Raw genomic sequence first — 677 nt, forward strand, 5'->3', positions numbered from 1 at the left:
GTTTCAGTGGGCAACCTGCGAAAGGCGCGGTCACTCCAAAAACTGATTTTCAAGTCTACAGCCGCCCGATTTCTAGCCATTCGTCAAGTCACTCAACTGAATGCGGGTAAAAAGACGGCAGGGATTGACGGCAAAGCATTCCTCACGATTGAAGAGCGCTTTGACCTGAGCAATTTGCTCAAAGAAACCGTCAACCGTTGGAAACCCTCGAAGCTTCGCGAGATTCTAATTCCAAAAAAAGATGGAACCAGGCGACTGCTAAAAGTGCCAACTATGGCGGATAGAGCCTGGCAATGCTTGGCTAAATATGCGCTAGAGCCTGCCCACGAAGCGACATTCCACGCTCGGAGCTACGGGTTTAGAACGGGACGCTCGGCACACGATGCCCAAAAAGTCTTGTTCCAAAACCTCAACTCCCATGCGAATGGAATCGGTAAACGGATCATCGAACTGGATATCGAAAAGTGCTTCGACCGGATTAACCATGCCGCCATTCTGGACAACCTGATTGCCCCAAAAGGGGTCAAGACTGGAATTTTCCGCTGTCTCAAAGCAGGAGTCAATCCAGAATTTCCTGACCAGGGAACTGTCCAAGGTGGAGTGGTTAGCCCACTACTCGCGAACATCGCTCTCAACGGGATTGAAGACATTCATCAAAGCGTTCGGTACGCCGACGA

The 677-nt window shown here is 50.5% G+C and carries 1 protein-coding gene; it reads left to right on the forward strand.

Features of this window, described 5'->3' with window-relative positions:
• A partial coding sequence (locus tag C7B65_RS27130) for a reverse transcriptase domain-containing protein (protein WP_181314524.1) occupies nucleotides 1-677 on the forward strand: 677 nt, incomplete at both ends.

Origin of the sequence: Phormidesmis priestleyi ULC007 (assembly GCF_003003695.1) — a bacterium.
In the GTDB taxonomy this organism is placed as follows: domain Bacteria; phylum Cyanobacteriota; class Cyanobacteriia; order Leptolyngbyales; family Leptolyngbyaceae; genus Phormidesmis_A; species Phormidesmis_A priestleyi_A.